Annotated in this window: 16 protein-coding genes; 4 read left to right on the top strand and 12 right to left on the bottom strand. The window is 36.9% G+C overall.

The genetic code is table 11. The annotated features are described in order from the left end of the window. Positions 1–33: 33 nt before the first annotated feature. Positions 34–1,935 carry an amidophosphoribosyltransferase gene (locus CRO54_RS09575; protein ID WP_097131374.1) on the top strand — a complete coding sequence of 634 codons (1,902 nt, stop codon included), beginning with the start codon at positions 34–36 and terminating at the stop codon, positions 1,933–1,935. 123 nt (positions 1,936–2,058) lie between these two features. On the opposite strand, the gene CRO54_RS09570 is transcribed toward CRO54_RS09575, so the two are convergent. After that, positions 2,059–2,520, bottom strand: a complete 462-nt coding sequence (locus CRO54_RS09570) for a type I restriction enzyme HsdR N-terminal domain-containing protein (RefSeq protein WP_097131372.1) — start codon at positions 2,518–2,520, stop codon at positions 2,059–2,061. Between the two features lie 95 nt (positions 2,521–2,615). Between CRO54_RS09570 and holA the strand changes: the two genes are divergently transcribed. Continuing rightward, on the top strand, positions 2,616–3,635 hold the full coding sequence (gene holA, locus CRO54_RS09565) for a DNA polymerase III subunit delta (RefSeq protein ID WP_097131370.1): 1,020 nt from the start codon (positions 2,616–2,618) through the stop codon (positions 3,633–3,635). Positions 3,636–3,757: 122 nt separating this feature from the next. Further along, positions 3,758–6,313, top strand: coding sequence for a zinc-dependent metalloprotease (locus CRO54_RS09560; RefSeq protein ID WP_097131368.1), 2,556 nt, complete (start codon positions 3,758–3,760; stop codon positions 6,311–6,313). A 61-nt stretch (positions 6,314–6,374) separates the two neighbouring features. On the opposite strand, the gene CRO54_RS09555 is transcribed toward CRO54_RS09560, so the two are convergent. The 7 genes from CRO54_RS09555 to CRO54_RS09525 form a co-directional block, all read right to left on the bottom strand. Then, positions 6,375–7,391, bottom strand: coding sequence for an acyltransferase (locus tag CRO54_RS09555; protein WP_097131366.1), 1,017 nt, complete (start codon positions 7,389–7,391; stop codon positions 6,375–6,377). Positions 7,392–7,498: 107 nt separating this feature from the next. Further along, complete coding sequence (locus CRO54_RS09550) at positions 7,499–8,773, bottom strand: hypothetical protein (protein ID WP_097131364.1); 1,275 nt, start codon at positions 8,771–8,773, stop codon at positions 7,499–7,501. A 4-nt stretch (positions 8,774–8,777) separates the two neighbouring features. Then, on the bottom strand, positions 8,778–9,779 hold the full coding sequence (locus tag CRO54_RS09545) for an STELLO glycosyltransferase family protein (RefSeq protein WP_097131362.1): 1,002 nt from the start codon (positions 9,777–9,779) through the stop codon (positions 8,778–8,780). A gap of 24 nt (positions 9,780–9,803) precedes the next feature. Beyond that, positions 9,804–10,532 (bottom strand): glycosyltransferase family 2 protein, encoded by a 729-nt coding sequence (locus CRO54_RS09540; protein WP_205943966.1) that lies wholly within the window; start codon positions 10,530–10,532, stop codon positions 9,804–9,806. Positions 10,533–10,822: 290 nt separating this feature from the next. Further along, complete coding sequence (gene murA, locus CRO54_RS09535) at positions 10,823–12,148, bottom strand: UDP-N-acetylglucosamine 1-carboxyvinyltransferase (RefSeq protein ID WP_097131360.1); 1,326 nt, start codon at positions 12,146–12,148, stop codon at positions 10,823–10,825. A 28-nt stretch (positions 12,149–12,176) separates the two neighbouring features. Beyond that, positions 12,177–12,860 (bottom strand): DUF4290 domain-containing protein, encoded by a 684-nt coding sequence (locus CRO54_RS09530; protein WP_097131357.1) that lies wholly within the window; start codon positions 12,858–12,860, stop codon positions 12,177–12,179. A gap of 729 nt (positions 12,861–13,589) precedes the next feature. Further along, positions 13,590–15,878 (bottom strand): ATP-dependent helicase, encoded by a 2,289-nt coding sequence (locus tag CRO54_RS09525; protein WP_097131355.1) that lies wholly within the window; start codon positions 15,876–15,878, stop codon positions 13,590–13,592. A 193-nt stretch (positions 15,879–16,071) separates the two neighbouring features. On the opposite strand from CRO54_RS09525, the gene CRO54_RS09520 reads away from it, so the two are divergent. After that, on the top strand, positions 16,072–16,395 hold the full coding sequence (locus CRO54_RS09520) for a DUF493 domain-containing protein (protein ID WP_097131353.1): 324 nt from the start codon (positions 16,072–16,074) through the stop codon (positions 16,393–16,395). 89 nt (positions 16,396–16,484) lie between these two features. On the opposite strand, the gene CRO54_RS09515 is transcribed toward CRO54_RS09520, so the two are convergent. From CRO54_RS09515 to CRO54_RS09500, 4 genes are all read right to left on the bottom strand, one after another. Then, positions 16,485–17,123, bottom strand: a complete 639-nt coding sequence (locus CRO54_RS09515; protein ID WP_097131351.1) for an alpha/beta fold hydrolase — start codon at positions 17,121–17,123, stop codon at positions 16,485–16,487. A gap of 258 nt (positions 17,124–17,381) precedes the next feature. Then, positions 17,382–17,795 (bottom strand): SRPBCC family protein, encoded by a 414-nt coding sequence (locus tag CRO54_RS09510; protein WP_097131349.1) that lies wholly within the window; start codon positions 17,793–17,795, stop codon positions 17,382–17,384. Positions 17,796–17,845: 50 nt separating this feature from the next. Next, positions 17,846–19,360 carry a PH domain-containing protein gene (locus tag CRO54_RS09505; protein ID WP_097131348.1) on the bottom strand — a complete coding sequence of 505 codons (1,515 nt, stop codon included), beginning with the start codon at positions 19,358–19,360 and terminating at the stop codon, positions 17,846–17,848. After that, on the bottom strand, positions 19,360–19,887 hold the full coding sequence (locus CRO54_RS09500; protein WP_097131347.1) for a PH domain-containing protein: 528 nt from the start codon (positions 19,885–19,887) through the stop codon (positions 19,360–19,362). The genes CRO54_RS09505 and CRO54_RS09500 overlap by 1 nt, the downstream gene beginning before the upstream one ends. Positions 19,888–19,890: the final 3 nt, after the last annotated feature.

Genomic DNA, 19,890 nt, shown 5'->3' with positions numbered 1-19,890 from the left:
TAAAGCGGTAAATTTGCGGCTCAATCACAATCAATGAGCGAACAAATCAAACACGAATGCGGGATAGCCTTTATCCGCTTGTTAAAACCTCTCTCATACTACCAAGAAAAATACGGTACTGCACTTTACGGCCTTAACAAATTGTATTTGTTGATGGAAAAGCAGCACAATCGCGGTCAGGATGGAGCTGGTATTGCAACCATTAAATTAGATATGAAACCAGGTAGCAGATACATTAGTCGCTACCGTTCGATGGCACAAAATGCCGTTGCAGACATTTTTGGTTACGTACAAAGCAAATTTGTTAGCATACAGGAAGAAACTCCTGAACTAATGAAGGATACCGAGTTCTTGAAACAAAATGTGAGCTTTATTGGTGAGGTATTGCTAGGACATCTTCGTTATGGTACACACGGTAAGAACAGTATCGAAAATTGCCACCCATTTTTGCGTCAAAACAACTGGATGACAAGAAACTTGGTAATTGCCGGTAACTTTAACATGACCAACGTAGACGAATTGTTAGAGCAATTATACGAACTTGGTCAGCATCCTAAAGAAAAAGCAGACACGGTAACTGTATTGGAGAAGATCGGTCATTTCTTGGATGATGAAAATCAAACTTTATTTGATGAGTACAAGAAAGAGGGTTTGACTAATGTTGAGATTACTCACAAGATTTCTGAAGGCTTAAACGTAGCGAAAATATTGAAGCGTTCTGCTAAAGACTGGGATGGTGGTTACACGATGTCTGGTATTGTTGGTAACGGTGATGCCTTCGTGATGAGAGATCCAGCAGGTATTCGTCCGGCATTTTACTACGCTGATGATGAGATTGTGGTTGCTGCATCTGAGCGTCCAGCTATTCAAACTGCATTTAAAGTGCAAATTAATAGTGTTAAGGAAATTAAGCCAGGTCACGCATTAATTATTAAAAAAGACGGTACCGTAACAGAAGAAATGTTCCGTGAACCTTTGGAGAAAAAATCATGTTCTTTTGAGCGTATTTATTTTTCTAGAGGAAGCGATGCCGATATTTATAAAGAACGTAAGAAATTAGGCGAGTTGCTATGTCCTCAAGTATTGAGTGCAGTAAATAACGACTTGAAAAACACAGTATTCTCATTTATTCCTAATACTGCGGAGGTTTCTTTTTACGGAATGGTAGATGGCTTGCACAAATACATTACCGATGTGCAGAAGGAAACTTTGTTGAAACGTAAGGAAGTTTTAGATGACACCGCTTTAGATGAGTTGTTGTCGATGAGGCCACGTGTGGAGAAACTCGCTATTAAGGATGTGAAGCTACGTACTTTCATTACCGCAGATGCGGATAGGGGAGAAATGGTAGCTCACGTTTATGATACTACTTATGGCGTAATCAAAAACCATACAGACACTTTGGTTGCCGTAGATGATTCGATTGTAAGAGGTACTACTTTGAAACAAAGTATCATCAAGATTATTGATAGGTTACATCCTAAAAAAATTATCATTGTTTCTTCTGCACCACAAATCAGATATCCAGATTGTTATGGTATCGATATGTCTAAAATGGGACAGTTTGTTGCTTTTGATGCAGCTATTCAGTTATTGAAAGAAAGAGGACAGGAGCAAATCATTGAAGATGTTTATCAGAAATGTAAAGCTTCGTTAGAATTACCTAAAGAAGAAATTATCAATTACGTGAAAGAGATTTATTTGCCTTTCACTCCTCAAGAAATTTCTGATCAGATTGCCAAAATTATTACGCCGCCAGATACGGTAGCAGAAGTTGAGGTGATTTATCAAACTTTAGAAAATCTTCATTTGGCTTGTCCAGATCATACAGGAGATTGGTATTTCTCTGGAGATTATCCAACATCAGGTGGTAACAAAGTGGTAAATAAAGCTTTTGTAAACTGGAAAGAAGGAAATAACCAAAGAGCTTATTAGTAAGTAAAAAGGCAAAAGTAAAAATTAAAAAGGTCGTCATTTCGATCGAGGGGAGAAATCTAGCAAGGTTTCTCCCTTTTTTATCTCTTGCGATTGCAATGACGGCTTATTGAAAGGTGTCTGCTAAACTAATAAACTGTAAACTGGCAATTCTTCTACAAAAGCAAAGCCTTTATTTTCATGATCTATTTGTGCATAGTAATGATTTAATCCGTTGGTAATCACTATCCATTTCGCTTTATAAACAGAATTATATCGTGCCGCTTGATCAAAGGTAGCCTGAGTTATAGCTACAGATGGAGCTTTACATTCTACTACCACCAACTTTTCCCCGTTATTGGTATAAACTAAGATGTCGCTTCTTTTTTTTGTCTGATTTAAGTTTAATCCACCTTCAATTTGCATTAAGGTAACTGGGAACTGTTTTTCTTTAATCAGGTATTTGATAAAATGCTGACGAACCCATTCTTCGGGTGTAAGCACCAGATGTTTTTTCCTAGCTTCGTCAAAAATGTAGTGTAAGCCATCCCTTTGGGTAATTTTAAATGGATAGAAAGGAAGGTTAAGTGGAGTAGGGTTGAACATTAGCCAAAAGTAGAAAGCTAAAAGCGAAAAGCCAAAAATTACTCACAATAACCTACAAATCTAAAATCGTAAATCTAAAATCGTAATTTTGAACTATGAGTGCTGAGGATATCATCAAGGATTTAAAAGCTAGAAAATTTAAGCCAGTTTACCTATTACAAGGAGAGGAACCATATTATATTGATCAAATTGTTGATTACATGGAAAAAAGTGTATTGTCTGATGGTGAAAAAGGTTTTAATCAGACGGTTTTGTATGGTAAAGATACTGACATGGCTACCGTTATGAATGCGGCTAAGCGTTATCCGATGATGTCTGAATATCAGTTGATTATTGTAAAAGAAGCACAAGATCTGAAGTGGGGGAATGAAGGTGCAAGTAAAGAAGCGGAGTTTGTGCTTGCTTATTTTGAAAAGCCTCTCCCAAGTACCATCTTGGTATTAGCTTACAAGTATGCTAATTTCGATAAGCGTAAGAAAATTTACAAGGCGATTAACAGTAAGGGCTTAGTTTTTCAAAGTGATCCGGTACGTGATTATAAATTAATGCCTTGGATTGAAGAACATATTAAAAGCAAAGGCTACAAAATAGATCCGCAGGCAGCTGCCTTGATGGCTGAATATTTAGGCACTGACCTTTCAAAAATTGCGAATGAAGTAGAAAAACTTTGCTTAAACATCGATAAGTCTACGACGATACAGTCTGACCATATCCAGAAGAATATTGGTATTAGTAAAGAATACAACGTTTTTGAGCTGCAAAAAGCGCTGGCTACTCGAAATGTGTTAAAGAGTAATCAAATCATCAATTATTTTGCAGGAAATCCAAAGGCAAATCCGATGATTATGGTGATGGCTAATTTAAATTCCTACTTCTCTAAAATATTGAAGTATCATTATTTGCCTAATAAAAATGATGCAGCTAGAGAATTGGGAGTAAGCCCTTATTTTATTAAAGATTATGAAACGGCAGCCAGAACTTTTAGTGCTGGAAAAACTTTCGATATTATCTCCTTACTTCGTGAGTATGATTTGAAAAGTAAAGGCTTAGAAAGCTCTGGTAATATCTCAGACGGCGATTTATTGAAAGAGTTGGTATTTAAAATATTGCATTAAATCTAGCAATCTATAATCAATCTAAATTTCTTCATGATGTAACTAAGAAGTTATATCCAATGACGAAGATTTCGTAGTACTACACCTATTTTTACTTCACAATTAACTTATTCAACAAATTGATGAAGAAAAATCTATTTACACTGTTAGTGGTTGCTGGAGCGGTAACATTTGCACACGCCCAACGACCAACACAAGGTGGTACGGCTCCATCTGATAGCACTCGTAGAGCATCTAGTGCTTTGGGCGCTGCGGCTGCTGCTAAACCTAAGCCTTATGATCAAGTAATTACCAATAAAGCTCAAACTAGACTGGGTTTAGTAATCTCGCACAAAATTGAAGACAAATTTTTCTTCGAAATTGCAGATTCTGTACTAAACAGGGATATTTTGGTGGTAAGCAGAATTTCAAAAGCATCGGCTACGCTTAGAGACAATCAAGTTTATGCTGGCGATCAAATTGGCTCATCTGTAATGCGATTTGAGAAAGGACCAAATAACAAGTTGTTCATTCGTAAAATCAGTTTTAGAGCGTATAGTCCAGATTCTACCTCGTCAATGTACAAAAGCGTACAAAATTCTACTGTACAAAATATCGCTGCATCATTTAATGTTGCTGCTTATGCTAAAGATAACAAAGGGGTTGTTGTTGATGCTACAGATTTCATCAATAGTGATAACGATGTGTTTTATTTTTCTTCTCCAGCAGCGAAAACTAGATTTCGTTTAGGTGCTCAATTAGCAGACAGAAGTTTTATCAATACTATTAAAACTTTCCCAACCAATACAGAGATTAACGTTACCAAAACTTACAGCATGAGTGCCGCACCTACAACTGGTGCTGGCGGCGGCGGTATGATGGGTGGTGGCGGAGCTGCTGGTTCTATCACGGTAGAGCTTAACACTTCTTTAGTTGCGTTACCTAAAGTGCCAATGAAGGCTCGTTATTTTGATCCACGTGTAGGTTATTTTGCAGTTGGTTACACCGATTTTGATGCAAACCCACAAGGTGTTAAAGATTTGGAATTGGTAAAACGTTGGAGATTAGAGCCAAAACCACAAGATATGGCTAAGTATAAGCGTGGTGAATTGGTAGAACCAGCTAAACCAATTATTTTCTATATCGATCCAGCTACGCCTAAAAAATGGGTGCCATATTTAATTGCTGGTGTTAACGATTGGCAAAAGGCATTCGAAAAAGCAGGTTTCAAGAATGCGGTTATCGGCAAAATGGCACCAACTAAAGCGCAAGATTCTACTTGGAGCTTAGATGATGCTCGTAACTCGGCGATCGTTTATAAACCATCTGAAATTCCTAACGCAAGTGGACCGAGTATTTCTGATCCACGTACTGGCGAGATTATGGAAAGTCACATCAATTGGTACCACAACGTAATGAAGTTGGTGCGTGATTGGTATTTCATCCAAACTGCGGCGGTTGATAAAAGAGCTCGTACGGTAAACTTTAGTGATGAATTAATGGGCGATTTAATTCGTTTCGTATCTTCTCACGAAGTTGGCCACACTTTAGGTTTACGTCATAACCACGGTTCGAGTTCAACGGTGCCTACAGAAAACTTGCGTAACAAAAAATGGGTAGAAGAAAATGGTCATACGCCATCTATCATGGATTATGCTCGTTTCAACTACGTTGCACAACCAGAAGATAATATCTCTAAAGTTGGCTTATACCCTCGTATTGGCGATTATGATAAATGGGCTATTGACTGGGGATACAGATATTTTCCAGATAGCAAAACAGTTGCTTCTGATATGAAAATATTAGATAAAATGACTGTAGAGGCTGCTAAAAATAGACGTTTATGGTTTGGTACCGAGACTAACCCAGATGATCCACACTCGCAAAGTGAAGACTTGAGTGATAACGCTATGAAAGCTAGTGAATATGGTATCAAAAACTTGAAAGTAATTTTATCGAACTTGAAAACTTGGACTAAACAACCAGGTGAAAACTATGATGAGTTAGGTAACATGTATGGTCAATTAACCACTCAATTAGGTCGTTACGTTGGTCACGTAAGTAAAAATATTGGCGGTATCTACGAAAATCCTAAAACTGTAGATCAAGCAGGTTTAATTTACGAACGTACGCCAGCGGCAACTCAAAAAGAAGCAGTTAATTGGTTAAATGCACAGGTATTTACTACACCAAAATGGTTATTAGACCAGTCTATCCTAGATAATATCAACGAAAGTCCTTTGGTAGTCGTTTCTAAATTGCAAAATGCTGCGTTAACTCGTGTAATTTCTACCAGAGTATTGGGTAATTTAATTGCTGCAGAAGCTGCAGATGGTGCTACCGCTTATAAGATAGCTGACTTATTCAAAGATTTAAATGCGTCGATTTTTACGGAGTTAAAAGGTGGCGCAGCTATCGACGTATATCGTAGAAATTTGCAAAAAGCTTACGTAGATAGATTAATTGCCATCATCAATCCTCCTGCTGCTCCAACGGTTGCTGCTGCTGCTTTTGGTAGAGGTGGTGCTGCACCAAGTGGCTTATCTGCTAGTCAAACGGATGCAGTTTCAGTAGTAAAAGGACAATTAAGAGAGCTTGATAAAGCGATTAAAGCTAGTTCGCATGCAGATACCCTAAGTAAATATCACTTAGAAGATTTGTCTGATCGTATTGAAAAAGCTTTGGATAGCAAAAAATAAGCGAAAGACTTAGGTTTAAATTTTTTAGAATCCTCCGGTAATTTATCGGGGGATTTTTTTATCAGGTTACGAATGGCCTGATTCTCTTATTTACGGCCAATAACCTAATCAGAAGATACGAAATCAAGTAAGTAATGATGGAAACTGCCATGATAAACGTGAAAAGTAACAAGGGCGAATTGGTATCTATTTTCACTGGAGAAATAACTCGATGTATATAGTGTAAAACAATTACATGAGCTAAGTAAATTCCATAACTGTGACTGTCTAGACTCGCTAAAGTAGCATTTGTCTTTTGTAATAAACTCTTTCCCAGAAGAAAAATACCAATAGCCATTAAGCAAACATTTGGTGATAGGTAATTATAATAGGTGATGTTTAGCTTATTTTCTGTAATGGAAAGGTAACTTGTTGACACCAGCGTTAGGGTAACTCCCAAAGCGAATAACATGAGGTATAAAGTATTTTTAGCTTTTGTGGTTGCTACATATTTATCTAAATAGTAACCTAACACTAAATAACCCAAATATTTGCTGAAATATAAGACCTCAATGCTAGGTATGTACTTAGCAACATCAGTATTAATAAAAAGGGTTATTGACCATAAAAGTAGAAAATACTGGATTTCTTGTTTTGTACTATTTTGCGCCCATTTTCTGATAATTGGAATAAACAGATACACACCCAATATCATATAAATGTACCATAGGTGGTAATAAGTGCCTTTAAATAACTTACTGACAAGTATTTGAAACAGTTGTGAAACAGAGAGTTTTTGGAAATAACCAGCGTAGCTAAAAATAAAATACACAACGCTCCAGAAGAGAAAGGGTACAAAAACTCGTTTTATACGCTTGCTTAAAAAGCTATTCAGCTGTTCACTTCGGTCTAATAAAACTGCCCCCGATATCATTACAAAAACAGGAACTCCAAAGCGAAGCATAGAATCCAAGAAGTTAGTTAATTGCCAAGAAGCAAAGCTGATTTTATTGAACTGCAATACAAATGGAGCTGTAACGTGAAGTAAGATTACGGCAAAAGTGGCTATGTTTCTTAAATTACTAATGTAGTTCTTCAACTTCTATGTATAACTGTCAGCCGAAATTAAGGATAATTTCTTCAACTATTCTATGCGTAGAGCCGCATTGCTATTTGAAATTTTATAGATGATAGAAATTGTAGCTATTAAATGGACAAAATTGTAGTAAATACATTGAATATAGATTTTAGTAGCATAACAATGAAACTTGAATTTACTACTGAATTTAAGTTCCATGAAAATCCGGGAAAACCGATAATCAAGCAAAGTAATAGCACGATTTTGCTATTTAAATATTTGCTTAAGAATGTATTTATTTTCTCGCTTGCAGAAAATGCTAATTTTGGAAGGATGGTTAACAGCTTTTCTTGTGGGATTATCAAAATTAGAGCAAAAGATGAAGTAGCCCAAAAAAAGACCCAACGACCGTAATCACAACCTAATATAAACAACGGACTAACCGCTAAAAATTGAAAAAGAAGGGTTGCCGAAACAATAGATTTATCGAATTTCCTTTTTGGAGTGTAGTTGAGTAACCTAAAATTTAGAGTAGAAGTATTGGTAAGTACATAGTATATTGCTACTAAGGTTAGGAACCAAGCCAAAGGAATATAGATACCACTTTCAAAGGCTACTAGATTTTTTAAAGTATAGCGTAAGCCATGTATTGTTGTCCATGAAATACCATCCACTGCGGTTGGTGGTTCGTTTACCACATAAGTGTCAAAGGGAAAGCTAATTAGTTTCCACGAATCCCAGATTTTGTCTGCTACTAATTTTGAACCTTTAAAGTAGATCACACAAAGAAATACCAAAATACTAGGAACGAGTTTGTATATGGAAGTTAAAATGGTTTTGAAATATCCGTTTGGTTGCTTTAATTCTTCTTTGCATAACAGCAAACATAAAATAGGCAAGCAGAAAAAGCCGATAGATTCGTGAATTAATAAAGCTATACTTAAAAAGAGGTTGTAAAAAATTAAGCTGATGTTGGATTTTTTGTCTGCCCAGTAAATAGCTGCAATGAATAGCAAAACCAATATCACATCTTTTCTTACCCAAAAATTATTAATAATGGGATTCCCTAAAAAGAAAACAAAAGGCAAGAAAACTAACGGATAGCCTTGTTTTATTATTGATCTAACGAAAAACGTGGCTAAAGCGATATAGGCAAGAATGCAAGTAGAAATGATGATGGAGTAAGGACTTATTCCCGTAGTGTTATAAATAGATAATAAGATTTCTCCAAGTAAACCTCGCCTTACAAAGCCACCTTGGTAATTGATTAAAAACTCGGTTATGCCCCAGCTATCTTTGGTATAGCCAGTAAGAATATGCTTGATAAAACGGTTGAGAAGGATGACAACAAAAGCAAAAAAGCTGATGTTGATTAGTATATTTTTTGAAAGAAAGCGCTGCATACCCTTAATTTTTTGCTGTGATGTCTATCAGCCAAGCATCTAGCAAAGTTAACTCTTTAGCATCTATCAATCCTAATTCTATCAATTTGGTGTAGCATAACACCATATTTTCGGAAATGTGATTGGCTCCCTCTTTCAAGTTGAGCTCACTTAAGCTGTTAATGATTTCAAGATTGTTGCTGTATCCGGAAATCTCCTCTTGAAAATCTATCATTAAATTGTGCTCATTTCTTTCTTGGCGCACGGTACTTTGGTGAAACAGTATTGGCCAGTTACAGGTCCAAGCAATTCTTTGAGCTACAAACGAACGCCAAATATCAGTCATCCTGAAGCTACAATAAGATGGTAAATACATCAATGGAAAAGCTTCCCTAAACCAAGTAGTATTTTGGCTATTGAAGGGGCATACTGACTTATTTCCTAACGCAATGGCATTATGCTTATCAAATTTTAGCGGTAATGGCAAGGTTAGCCTGTAAATTGCATCCACATCGGGGTTGTCGTCTGCTAAACCTTGTTGTATAGGGCAACTGATGGATTTGAGATTTTCTAACACAGGTAAGTTTTTTTGAATCTCTTCCAGCGCAAAACCTCGTGGCCAAATGTGGGTATTTGTGAAGTATTTGTATACATTAACCCAATTCTTATCACTTAAAAAATGTGCATTTTGTTCTTTCTTTCTTGTTAACCAAAAATCATCCTGTGGAACATTATCGTCATCAGTTTCGATAATGGTTTCTGCTCCAGCTGCATTTGCAATTAGATAACCAATATTTTTCCGAGCATAGTGCTTAAGTGGTAAAAGTTCAGCTAACTGAAAATCTAAGGTTTGTTGTTTTTCTACCGAATAAAAATCACAGCCTGCTAAATCAAAAGTTGGAGGACTTTTAGTGTCGCCAATTACGATAAATGGAATATCTCTTTTAACGGTTTCTTCTGCAAAAGTCCTCAAAACTGGATGCTGGTCGTTGGCAATTGAGGTAATGATAAGGTAGGTGCTTTTCATATGTAGAAAGTATTCAAAATGCTATTAAACAGCTTTAGACTTAAACTTTAATCGAAGTACAAAATAATGAAATAATACGTCGATAGAATTACGAATAGCTTTTTTTGAAATACTAGGCGAGGGCGCTCGGTAATGAATTGGAATTTCTGCGTAGCGACTTTTCCTTAATAAATAACGTAACTCTGTTTGATAGAAATGTGCCTTGGATAATAAGCCGTGTTCCACAAATCTTTCTACAATGTTGGCATGAAAACCTTGATAGCCCGAAGTCATATCGTACATACTAGTGCCTAACAATACATTTGAAAGTATAGTGCCAAATTTGGATAGAAACGCCCTTCGCCAGTTAGATTCTGCCATGGAACCGCCGTTAATAAAACGACTACCAAAAGCACACTCATTGCCCTCGTTAAGCACTCTTAAAAACATGGGCAATGCTCTTGGGTCGTGAGACAAGCCTGCATCCATTTCAATGATAATTTCGTGTTTATGTTTTAAAGCTTCTTTATAGCCAGCAAGGTAGGCATCTACTACGTTTCTGTTTTCAGGAACCCAAACAGTAGCAAACCTGTCATCTGCGGCAGATAGCTGTTTGCACAATTGCAATGTATTATCTTTTGACGCATTATCGACGATAAGATAGACTTTTCCATGCTTAAGTAAATCTAAAACTTCGATTAGGGAAGAAGTAAATGCATGAAAGTCTTTTTCCTCATTGGCCATTGGCGTTACCACCGCAAAATTAAATGTCATGAGTGTACGTAATTCTTCAAGTATAGGTTGATGTAACTATTTAGGCTCTAAAGTATTAAATTCTTTTGTTTTTTTGGTTGTTTAGTACTTTTTAGCTTAACCTTTTGCTGTTTAACAAGTATTTTGGCAGATTTTAGGTTTGAATGTTTAGCACAAGATTTTGTTAATCAAACCTGATTGAAGGCGGCAGCGCCTGAGCATAGCGAGGGACTAAAGCCAAAAAGCAGGACTAACGCTGTGATACGTATTTGTCCTGCTTTTCTAATAACTTAAACCTACAATTGTAAATTCTAATGGCTTGGTCCAGCGCCATCGATACGCTTAATTTGCGCACCCAAAGCACGTAAACGAGTATCGATATCTTGGTAACCACGCTCAATTTGCTCGATGTTGTAGATGGTCGATTTGCCTTCAGCAGAAAGCGCAGCGATTAACAACGAAACTCCAGCTCTAATGTCTGGTGAAGTCATGCTGATACCACGTAACTGGTACTTTTTGTCGATACCATTCACGGTAGCACGGTGCGGGTCACAAAGAATGATTTGCGCACCCATGTCAATCAATTTATCAACGAAAAATAAACGACTTTCAAACATTTTTTGGTGTATCAAAACCGAACCTCTAGCTTGCGAAGCCACTACCAACACGATACTCAATAAATCTGGCGTAAAACCAGGCCAAGGCGAATCTGCGATGGTTAGGATAGAGCCGTCGATAAAAGTATCGATTACATAATGTTTTTGAGAAGGAATGTAAATGTCATCGCCACGACGCTCTAGTTTGATACCCAGTTTTTTGAAAACTTCTGGAATAACACCTAACTCGTCATATTGTACGTTTTTTATGGTGATTTCAGACTCTGTCATAGCTGCTAAACCGATAAAAGAACCAATTTCAATCATGTCTGGCAACATTCTGTGTTCAGTACCACCTAATTTTTTAACGCCTTCAATAGTAAGTAAGTTAGAACCAATACCACTAATTTTTGCACCCATACGGTTCAACATCTTACATAATTGTTGTAAGTAAGGCTCGCAAGCTGCGTTATAAATAGTCGTAGTTCCTTTAGCTAAAACTGCTGCCATCACAATGTTTGCTGTTCCTGTAACCGAAGCTTCGTCTAACAACATGTAACAGCCTTGTAGGTTGGTCGCATCTACGTTGAAGAACTCTTTCTTTTGGTCGTAAACAAATTTTGCTCCTAATTTCTCGAAGCCTAAAAAGTGCGTGTCTAAACGACGACGACCAATTTTGTCTCCTCCTGGTTTAGGAATTGCCGCTTTACCGAAACGAGCCAACAACGGCCCTACAATCATGATAGAACCACGTAAACCACCTCCTTTTGCTTTAAAAACATCAGAAGAGAAAAAATCTAGGTTAATGTTTTTTGCTTCAAAAGTGTAAGTATCTTTGCTTAAACGCTCAACCGTTACGCCTAAATCTCCTAAAAGTTCAATCAGTTTGTTTACATCTTTAATATCAGGAATATTGCTGATGGTAATTTTTTCTTCCGTTAGTAAAACGGCCGATAATATCTGTAAAGCTTCGTTTTTGGCACCTTGAGGGATAATTTCGCCCTTTAGCTTTTTGCCGCCTATAATTTCAAATGCATTCATTCTATTTTGGTTTTGCCTTTAAAAAAGGTTAATGTCTTTGTTTATTGTTATTATTATTACGCTGACGGTTGTTATTGTTGTTGTTATTTTGGCGGTTTTTGTTGTTGTTATTATTGTTTTGGCGACCGCGATTGTTGTTGTTCTGCCTGTTGTTTTGGTTTCTAAACTCTACCTTTTGTAGGTTTACATTATCTTCTAAAACTAAAGCACCGCCCGAAAGTTCTCTCAAGTTTTTGATAATCACTTCATCTGCAACATTGTCCTTATTCCACTGCACGTAGGCCATTTTCATAAAGTTAGCAATACCTTGCACCATACCAGCTTTACGTTCCGGATTTTCTTCAGCAATGGCGTTTTCAATTAGTTTTTCTACCGTTCTGCCGTAATGCTTGTATTTGATACGCTGCTGTGGATAACCAATATGTTCTGGTTTAAATTCTTTGCTCTCTGGCGTAGGTTTAGGATATGGGCTATCTACATCAATCTGATAGTTAGAAATGATGTGCAAATGGTCCCAAAGTTTATGTTTAAAATCTGCCACATCACGTAAATGTGGGTTTAAAAAGCCCATTAAATCAATAACGGCTTGTGCATATTTATTGCGTTCTTCTTTAGTTGGTAACGTAATAATATACTTTACCATATTTTGGACATTACGTCCATATTCAGCCAAAATTAATTCGCTTCTGGTGGTATTATAATCGAAATTCATTCTTTTTTATGCTAAGTATAATTAAACATTAAGAATTTAAGGTTTTTCTTAATATTTCTTGATGTTTAAAATACAAGATGTAAAATTAATTGTTCAAGGTTACTTCAAGGTTGCCAAAATATAATTTTTGAAAATCAATGCCTGCTTTTCATGGCAAATTAGTCCTGCTGTACGCTATTATTTTTTTGTGTTTATGTTATTGCTCTTTTTTGTCATGCTGAGTTTATCGAAGCGCCTGCAATTAACACAAAATCCTTCTCCCGATACTTCGGGACCAGGATGACACCACACAAAAATATTTCCGCTCCCATCAGGTTTAATTAACAATGGTTTACCTAAAAACAGCAAAACGCAAAATTGAAATGACCAAAAGGTAAAACTATCTCAAACCACTATGAAATAACCGAAACAGAAGTTATAGACTAAGGGAAAACCCTAAACTTCCAAAGATGTTTTCAATTATGAAATTCACCGGAGTGGTTTGTTGTTACAAATATAGAAAAGTTTTAAGTAATAAGTTTAGGTAGTAGGTTATAAGTAATAAGTTTTAAGTTTTTGCAAAGTCTTTAACTCGTTCGTCATTTCGAGCGTAGCCGAGAAATCTTTAAAGTTGCCTTTTCATACTAATTCAAAGATTTCTCCTATCGTCGAAATGACGGGGTGGTGAAAGCATCTCGCTGAAAAACTAAACAGCTAAAAATCCAAATACCCAAACATCCAAAAAATAAACTACTTCACAATCCTCAACTTAGCAAACTTCAATAACAACTGTTTATTGCCTAAGCCTTGGAAAAATACAGTGGCTTTTACATCTGGTAACCTTCCTTCTAGCTGAACAATTTTGCCGAAACCAAATTTTTCGTGTTCTACATCCATGCCCATTTGAAACTCGTTTGCAGCACTTGGGGTAAAACCAGCTGTTGGTATGTGGGCTTTGGGTAGGATAGAAGTGGTAGGTTTTGGTTTAAATGCGGTTTGCTGTGAAGCCGGTTTCTGTTGCATTTCTCTCTGCTGACTCCAAGTTTTACGTTCGGTGTCAAATCCGCCGCTGCTAAAACTAGGTTTAGCTTGTTTAATGGCATCTAGCTCTAGATATTTAGGGCTAATCTCATTGATGAAACGACTAGGCTCACATGAAGTTAAAGTGCCCCAACGATAGCGTGAAGTAGCGTAGGTTAAAGTTAATTTTTTCTCAGCTCTGGTAATAGCAACGTAGAACAAACGACGCTCTTCCTCCAGATCAGTTCTTGAGGTTAACGACATTTGCGATGGAAACAGATTTTCTTCCAAACCAACTACAAAAACGTTTTTAAACTCCAAACCTTTAGCCGAGTGTATGGTCATTAACGAAACTGTATCTGCATCTTTGTCCTTATCTTTATCATCGTTAGTTAACAAAGCTACGTCTTGCATAAAAATAGCCAGGCTACGGTCCTCAATGTCTTCACGTTCAGCAAACTCCTTCACACCATTCAATAACTCTTGAATATTTTCGTAACGAGCTCTACCTTCAACGCTATCATCGCTATGCAATTCCTTTAAAATTCCAGCATGTTGCGCAATGTATAAAGCAGTTTCGTAGGCATCTAATTTGTTAGCTTCTGCCGCAAATGCTTTAATCATCATGGCAAAATCGTTCAATTGGTTAGGTATACGTCCACCTAAGTATTGGTGAGGATTGCAAATTACTTCCCACATGGTAATACCGTGTTCGTTTGCTGCTACCGATACTTTATCTAAAGTGGTGTCGCCTAAACCACGACGAGGATAATTAATGACACGTTTCAGTGCTTCTTCATCTGCCGGATTAAACGTTAAACGGAAGTAAGCAATCAAATCCTTAATCTCTTTACGTTGATAGAAAGAAAGTCCACCATATATTTTGTAAGGAACATTCAGTTTACGCAAAGCTTCCTCCATTGCCCTACTTTGTGCATTGGTACGGTACAAAATAGCGAAATCGGTGTAGTTTAATCCATTTCCAGTACGTTCCTGTGCAATGGCTTCGGCTACTAATTTACCTTCTTCGTTATCTGTGAAAGCTCTTGAAATCTTGATTTTATCGCCCTGCTCATTAGCCGAGAATACATTTTTCTCTAACTGATTTTTGTTATTGGCGATGATGCTGTTGGCAACTTCGACAATGTTCTGCGTAGAACGATAGTTTTGCTCCAACTTGTAAACCTTCAAATCGGGATAATCGCGTTCGACATTTAAGATATTTTGAATATTAGCTCCACGGAAAGCGTAAATACTTTGCGCATCATCGCCAACTACACATAAGTTTTCATGCGCTGCAGCCAATTTTTTTACAATAGTATACTGCGAATGGTTCGTATCCTGATACTCATCCACCATGATGTATTTAAACTTATGTTGGTACTTGTTAAGTACCTCTGGATGTTTTCTAAGTAGTACGTTGGTTTTGAATAACAAATCGTCGAAATCCATTGCGCCGGCTTTGTAACAACGCTTGGCGTAGGTCTCGTAAATTTTTCCTAATTCAGGTCTTTTATTCCCAATATCTTCTGCTAGTAAAGCAGGGTTGTTGATGTATTCTGCAACAGAAATAAGATTGTTTTTCGCTTGGGAAATACGGTTATAGACAATGTTAGCCGCATAAAGCTTATCGTCTAACTGCATTTCTTTAAGGATAGTTCGGATTAAGCTTTTACAATCGTCGGTATCATAAATAGTGAAATTGCTAGGATAGCCAATTTTTTCTGCTTCTACACGTAAGATTTTGGCGAACACCGAGTGGAAAGTTCCCATCCAAATGCTTTTAGCTTCGCTACCCACCACTTTTTCGATACGCTCACGCATCTCCTTACTGGCTTTGTTGGTAAAGGTTAATACCAAAATGTTGAACGGGTCAACACCTTTTTGTATCAAATGCGCCACGCGATAGGTAATTACCCTTGTTTTTCCAGAGCCTGCACCCGCTACAATCATCACCGGTCCGTCTGTATTCTCAACTGCTGCTCTTTGTTGTGGGTTTAATCCTGCTAAATAATCCAAATCTTCTCTTTTTTAAAGGTTCAAAAATAGTAAATTGTAAGGGGAATTACTGAATTTGTTGAAAGGTTTGGTTAACAGGTTGAATTGGTTAATCGGTTAACTGGGGTGAGACTGAAAATTGACAACTGGTAACTGTCTCCTGCCAAAATAGCATCCTTACTCAATTAGGAATAAAATTTGATAACGACTAGTTATGGAAGAAAATAATTTAAACCACGATTTGGGTTTTAATGATATCCCAGAGGGAAACAACGAAGATACCTATGCTAATTTCAAGCAGAAATTAGAAAGCGTACAAACTTTCCCTGGATTATATGCTTTTAAGTTTATTTTAACGGGAGGTACAGAAAAATTGACTGAATTAAGAGAAGTACTACCTGAGGAAGAGTTTATTGAAACGCCATCTAAAACAGGTAAATACATTTCTGTTACTGTTAAAAAATGGATGCAAGATGCAGATGCAGTTGTGGATATCTATAAAAAAGTAGGTGAGATTAAAGGGATCATGATGCTGTAATTATTGCCTCACCAGTTGGGGCGAAAAATTTTTCGCCCGTACATAGATTATGGAGATTATAGGGTAATGCCACTTATCGGAATAAGATTTTAAATAATCTTGTGCAAAGCTTCGCTGACTTGCTTTGCTTTATCCAGCACCATTAAATGCCCACCGTCTTGAATAGCGATTACTTCGCCAGATTTGCGAACTGGAAGAAGTTTATCTTTAGTGCCGTGAATATGAAATAAGTTAGCGTGTAATTCCGAGTTGCTCCACTTGACAATGCAGTTGATTGCCCACTTAAGAAAGTCAATATCAGTATCTGCCAAAACACGCTGAAATAAATCTTTATCATTTTTTCTAATTACACCGAATAGCCACCTGTTTAGAAAATGGTCTTTTTTAAGAATGGAATAGGGAATAAGCCGATGTAAATTAGTTTTACCAGCTAAGCGGTAAATTAATGGAATTTCTTGCCGAGTTTTTAGTGATGAAATAAGAATTAACTTTTGAACAGGGATGATTTTGGTAAGTTCGGCAGCAACAATTCCGCCAAAAGATAAACCGATAAGAATTGGATTTTCGTGCTTAATTTGTTCGCTTATCCTTTTAGTATAGTTAGTTAGCGATTCGCTTGTTAAAGGCTTAATCCAATTGATAAAAGTAACATCCCAGTCTTTAAAATCTAGGTATTTAAAAACTCTCTCGTCTGCACCAAGGCCACTCAGGATGTATATTTTTTTCAATGAGAATAGATTTTAATGGGGTTGTCATTGCGAGCTTTGCGAAGCAATCTTACAAAATTGTTAACAAATCGCTTTGAGATTGCTTCGTGCCTCGCAATGACGAGTAATGGTTGTAAAAGCTCGATGTTTGCTTCGTCTTGCCGTCATTTCGAACGCAGAGAGAAATCTAGCACAATGATGTCATACAAAGTTGTTAGATTTAACTTCGTTGTTTTTCAATTCTCTTCGTTGCACTCATCGAAATGACGGAGAATAAGCTTAATTACTACTTTCTACTAACTTCTTGAAATTATCCAAAATAGCTTGCCAGCCGCCACGTTGCATTTCAATTGGGTTTTGGTTTTCGGCTTCGAAAGTTTCCGTTACTTCTACTATATCGCTATTAGCTTCAAAAATTATTTCTACTTTTCTGCCGTCTGCAATGGTGTAAGAAATGTATTTTTTTTCTTGAATAACATCATAAGTACCTTCAAAATCGAAGCTGAAACTGCCATCTTTTGCTGCCATGGTGTACGAAAATTTTCCACCTACTGTTAAGTCATTAGTAGCTGCGGGCGTGTGCCAATCTGGTGAGGCATTATTCCATTGCTTAATAAATTCTGGCTCCGTAAAATATTTCCATACTTTTTCGATAGGAGCATTGATAGTTGTTTTAATTGTGATTTTTTCCATAGTGTTCTATCTGTTGGGGCGAAACATTTTTCGCCCGTACTTTTTTTATGTTACATCCAATCCTTCTGCCCACTTTCCACCTGATAAAGCCACCAATTTACGAGTGCCTTAATTTCTGTGTAATTGCCATAGCTAAACGAAATATTGCCAGCAGCAGTATGCAAAATCACGTGGCCAATATCTAAAGACTTATGCCAAGGAAATTGGGATGTGCTAATCGATTGAATTTTATGTGGTTCAATAATTTCCTGCGAGATGTCCCAAATTCCACTTTGTTTAATGATAAAATCTTCCGAAACTGTAATGCGTTGCCTAGTATATGAAATGTATATCATCAACGAAGCAATTAAAGCATAGGCAATGGCTACGGGATAAAATGGTTTTGTTTCTGGTAGATATTGATAAAAAACAAGGTATACTACTAATGGCAACAATACGCTGAATAAAATAGGCAAGTTCATAAAACGGAAGTTAGGTTTATAGCTAGTCCCATCTTGCGGAAGCTTGCTCAAAATCATCCTTAAAACCTCATCTTTCTCTAATGGACTGCAACCTGGAACTTCCATATTGTTGCTTTTGACTTCCTTTTCGGATTGTTGTTGACCGGCATGAGCTTGCTTCAACGCCATGTTAAACAAACCTATTTTCTTCTGGAAATAATTTTGACTGTACTCGGTAATCTGCACCTTATTTGGATGCAATAGTGTGTTTTTCTTCGCTAAAAGTCCAGAAGAGATTAGCAGTGATTTTTGATGTTTGCTCATCTGAAAATCGAAGTATTTTACAAAAGTTCTTATCACGTTAGTGGCAAGAAGAATAAAAATAATCGCTGCCAGTAATACACCAACCGAAATAATGGTGACGCCACTTTTGAAAAATTGTTCTACTTGTCCGTGGTCATTATCGAAAGCTCTTAACAGTTCTTTAATATTATGAAAAACAGCATAACCAAAACCCAGCAATAAAAGGATACTTTGTCCGTAGTTGCTGGTTAACCCAATTTTTAGCAAAGTGCCGGCGCTGATTTTAATAAATGGCGTTTCCTTTTGCAGGTTTTGCGGCGTTACTAATTCTTCGCCTTTCTCTTCAGAAATTGTTTCCCTTTCGCCGTTTAACAAATGTTCTTTTAGTGCAAAAGCGATGGGACCACTAATGGCGCTAATACTTACTTCCTTACTATCAGAACCGGCAGTATCTATTTGCAAGCTGTAAACACCAATCAATTTCTGTAAAAAGCCTTGATTGATATTTACTTGTTGTATTTTTTCTATTGGAATGGTCAAGTTTTTCCTGCCAAATACACCTTTATCGATTACAAATTCTTGTTTAACTGGATCAAGGTAAAAGCTGAACTTCAAGAAATAGAAGTAAGCATAAATTAATGAAATTACGAGTACAGCGGCAATACCAATACTATAGTATAATAACCAAGTTTTGTTAGATTTGATAATAACAAAAGCTAACGGAATAAACATAGCTCTTATAACTCGCTGAAGTGCATAGGCAGCCGTAATGATAATTCCAGAGGCCGATTGTCGTTGGGGTTGGCTAAAATCTACCGTCATTATTCGCTTTCTGTTTCTGAATTAACCACTAGACGTTGCACCAAGGCTTCCTTTAATGCTTTGGCTTGCTCAATTGGAATTCCCGCAATGCGGATTTCGCCACTTGAGCCACCTGCGGTATAAATTTGAAGTGTGCCTAAATCAAACATCCTCGATAAAACACCTTCACTTAATGATACGTGCTGTATGCGATTTAGCGGCACAATGATGGTAGTTTCTGCAATAACGCCACTTTTATAGAGTATGTCTTTCTCTCTTAGGGCGAAACCTCTGCGTTTAAAACTAGCACGGAATAGCAAAAATAGAAATGCTGCAAAAGCCACAAAAATTCCTGCGAAAATTGACCAGTTGGATTGCACTTCGTCATCGATGAGAAATAATGCGCTCAAACCAGCACCAATAATAAAAAGGAAAATAATCAAATTGATGATGATAATCCGCCAATATTTTGGAGCTGGTGCAGTTAAAATAGTTTCCTCGTATTTGGGTAATTGCTGTAGGTCTATGGTTTCGTTGGTGAATTGCATGAT

It is taken from the genome of Pedobacter xixiisoli (assembly GCF_900215335.1).
Lineage (GTDB): Bacteria > Bacteroidota > Bacteroidia > Sphingobacteriales > Sphingobacteriaceae > Pedobacter > Pedobacter xixiisoli.
The sequence above is the reverse complement of the archived record's forward strand: the minus strand, read 5'-3'. Positions and strand labels throughout refer to the sequence as shown.

Bases quoted from the DNA above. Each gene is read 5' to 3' on its own strand.
- CRO54_RS09575 (WP_097131374.1), top strand. From the start codon at position 34: ATGAGCGAACAAATCAAACACGAATGCGGGATAGCCTTTATCCGCTTG.
- CRO54_RS09570 (WP_097131372.1), bottom strand. From the start codon at position 2,520: ATGTTCAACCCTACTCCACTTAACCTTCCTTTCTATCCATTTAAAATT.
- holA (WP_097131370.1), top strand. From the start codon at position 2,616: ATGAGTGCTGAGGATATCATCAAGGATTTAAAAGCTAGAAAATTTAAG.
- CRO54_RS09560 (WP_097131368.1), top strand. From the start codon at position 3,758: ATGAAGAAAAATCTATTTACACTGTTAGTGGTTGCTGGAGCGGTAACA.
- CRO54_RS09550 (WP_097131364.1), bottom strand. From the start codon at position 8,773: ATGCAGCGCTTTCTTTCAAAAAATATACTAATCAACATCAGCTTTTTT.
- CRO54_RS09545 (WP_097131362.1), bottom strand. From the start codon at position 9,779: ATGAAAAGCACCTACCTTATCATTACCTCAATTGCCAACGACCAGCAT.
- CRO54_RS09540 (WP_205943966.1), bottom strand. From the start codon at position 10,532: ATGACATTTAATTTTGCGGTGGTAACGCCAATGGCCAATGAGGAAAAA.
- murA (WP_097131360.1), bottom strand. From the start codon at position 12,148: ATGAATGCATTTGAAATTATAGGCGGCAAAAAGCTAAAGGGCGAAATT.
- CRO54_RS09530 (WP_097131357.1), bottom strand. From the start codon at position 12,860: ATGAATTTCGATTATAATACCACCAGAAGCGAATTAATTTTGGCTGAA.
- CRO54_RS09520 (WP_097131353.1), top strand. From the start codon at position 16,072: ATGGAAGAAAATAATTTAAACCACGATTTGGGTTTTAATGATATCCCA.
- CRO54_RS09510 (WP_097131349.1), bottom strand. From the start codon at position 17,795: ATGGAAAAAATCACAATTAAAACAACTATCAATGCTCCTATCGAAAAA.
- CRO54_RS09505 (WP_097131348.1), bottom strand. From the start codon at position 19,360: ATGACGGTAGATTTTAGCCAACCCCAACGACAATCGGCCTCTGGAATT.
- CRO54_RS09500 (WP_097131347.1), bottom strand. From the start codon at position 19,887: ATGCAATTCACCAACGAAACCATAGACCTACAGCAATTACCCAAATAC.